At 58.9% G+C, this 2274-nt stretch carries 3 protein-coding genes; all 3 read right to left on the bottom strand.

Going from position 1 to position 2274, the window contains the following annotated elements:
- The coding region (locus CW742_RS10915; protein ID WP_292420314.1) for a coenzyme F420-0:L-glutamate ligase at positions 1–482 on the bottom strand (482 nt) is incomplete at its 3' end.
- Positions 479–1291 (bottom strand): dihydropteroate synthase, encoded by an 813-nt coding sequence (folP, locus tag CW742_RS10910; protein ID WP_292420313.1) that lies wholly within the window; start codon positions 1289–1291, stop codon positions 479–481. The genes CW742_RS10915 and folP, both read right to left, overlap by 4 nt.
- Positions 1273–2124, bottom strand: coding sequence for a bifunctional methylenetetrahydrofolate dehydrogenase/methenyltetrahydrofolate cyclohydrolase FolD (gene folD, locus CW742_RS10905; protein ID WP_292420311.1), 852 nt, complete (start codon positions 2122–2124; stop codon positions 1273–1275). Before folD ends, folP begins: the two co-directional genes overlap by 19 nt.
- Between the last annotated feature and the right edge of the window lie 150 nt (positions 2125–2274).

The following is a 2274-nucleotide window of genomic DNA, read 5'->3' as shown; positions in this document are numbered from 1 at the left end:
GCATGGGTCCGGCTGTCGGCAACGATGACACCTATCCTTACACCTGTCCTGTCTTCGATGATCTTGCGTATCGAGAGGGCACTCCGGTCCGGGTCGGCTGGAAGCGGTGTCACACAACCCGGCGGTGCGTTCGATGCATCCACCCCGGCATTCGGGAGGAGTGTACCCCCTTTCATGCAGAGCAGAAACCCCGGAATACCCCCGACAATGGAATCGCTTTCCTGCAGTACAACCTCGACGGTGCGGGGATCGATCCGGTATTTTTCGCCGAGTTCTTGTGCTTTAGGGGAAGGTGTGACGGTGTCGAGCCGGACGATGTTTCCTTCCGCAGTTGCAACAGCGGTCTCGGCCAAAACGAGCACATCCCCCTCCCCGAATCCCCCGCAGGTCTTCTCTGCTGCTTCAATGACGTGGTCGGCGATGGACTCCCCGCTTTTAATGATGCCGGTTGCGAGGCCGAAGACCTCGTAGGATGAGTTCATACCTGCTTCCCCATCCGCTGGCAGACCTTGATCGTGTCAAAGGTCTCTTTCACGTCATGGGTCCGGATGACAGATGCCCCTTTCTGGAGGAGGAAAACGGTGACCGCGAGGCTCCCCGGAAGGCGGTCTTCCGGTTCCCGTTTGACAAGATCGCCGATGAAACTCTTTCGGGAGATTGCCCCAAGGAGCGGGCGGTCAAATGCAAGGAATTCATCGAAATGCCGGCAGAGCTCCCAGTTGTCATCATAGGAGCGCTGCGGGGTCCAGATCCCCACTCCCGGGTCAAGGACATAGTTGTCAACCCCGGCAGTCTCGCACCGTTTTACAATGGTCGCGAGCAAGGCCTTCGTCTCTTCAAGACCTACAGCATCGCCGGGCGTGTAATCAGTTGCCATCAGGAACGCGGGCAGGCCCGCCTCCGCCACGCGCCGGGCATAGGCATCAGAGGCAAAGCCGGCAATGTCGTTTACCGCGTGGACCTCGTGTTTCAGGCAGACGTCCAGCACCCACGGGTTCATGGTGTCGACCGAGATGGTAAACCCGGTGCCGTCGAGTTCCTTTAAGGCAGCATCGATGCGGTTTCCCTCTTCCGTCCCGCTGATCGCCTGCGCATTGGGTGCCGTGCTCCGTGCTCCCACATCAAGCATGTCTGCTCCCTGCTCGATCATCTCAACGGCTTTCCTGTGGATCTCGTTTGTCGGGATGTAAGAATCGTGATAAAAGGATTCGGGGCTGACATTTAAGACTCCCATTATCCGGGGAGGCGCGTCACCGCCAATGACGAGCTTGTTTACAGTACACGATCGCATGCCCGCTCCTGTGCTGACCGGAAGGTGTTCTCCATCAGGGTTGCAATGGTCATCGGTCCCACGCCGCCAGGTACCGGGGTGATGGCTGAGGCGATCTCCTTCACCGCCTCGAAGTCCACGTCACCGACCAGTTTCCCGTCGAGCTGGTTGATGCCGACATCGATGACCACCGCCCCCTCTTTTACCATCTCTTTTGTGATGAAATGCGGCTTGCCGACAGCGGAAACAAGGATGTCCGCCCGCTTCAGTTCTTCGGCAAGATCCTTTGTCTTACTATGACAGATGGTGACCGTTGCATCCGCGTTCAGGAGAAGCGCGGCCATGGGGCGGCCGACATCGATGCTGCGGCCTGCAATCACGGCCCGGGCACCTGCAACCGGGATCTGGTACTCGGACAGGAGGGTCATAATCCCCGTTGGCGTGCAGGAGGAGAACCGGGGCTTTCCCAAAAAGAGGTGCCCCATGTTCTCCGGGTGGTACCCGTCCACATCCTTCTCCGGGCTGATCGCGTTGATCACCCGTTCGGTATCGACCTGTGCGGGGAGGGGGAGCTGGACAAGGATCCCGTCAATGGAACCATCCCGGTTCAGCGCCCTGACCTTGTCGACAACCGTCCGGGTTGTTGCATCGGCAGGAAGTTCGACTCCCACCGAGGTGATCCCGACCTTCTCGCAGGCCTTGTGCTTCATCCGCACGTACATCTGCGAGGCGGGGTCGTTGCCCACGATGACCGTGGCAAGATGGGGATGGAGGCCGCGTTCCTCGATCTCCTCTCTGAGAATCTCAAGGTGCATCTCCGAGCATTTTTTCCCGTCGAGGATCGTGGCCGCCACACAACCTCGGGAATTACTCGGGGTAGAGCGTGAACTTCGACGCCAGGGCTTCGACCTTGCCGTGGACGTCTTTGATGTTCTTCTCGTTCCTGATGTCCTTGATTACGCTTGCGATCCAGGTGCCGATGAGGCGCATCTCTGCCTCCTTCA

This window comes from Methanoregula sp., from assembly GCF_002835825.1.
Taxonomy (GTDB): Archaea; Halobacteriota; Methanomicrobia; order Methanomicrobiales; family Methanospirillaceae; genus Methanoregula.
Note: the sequence above shows the minus strand (reverse complement) of the source record. Positions and strands in the feature narration are given on the sequence as shown.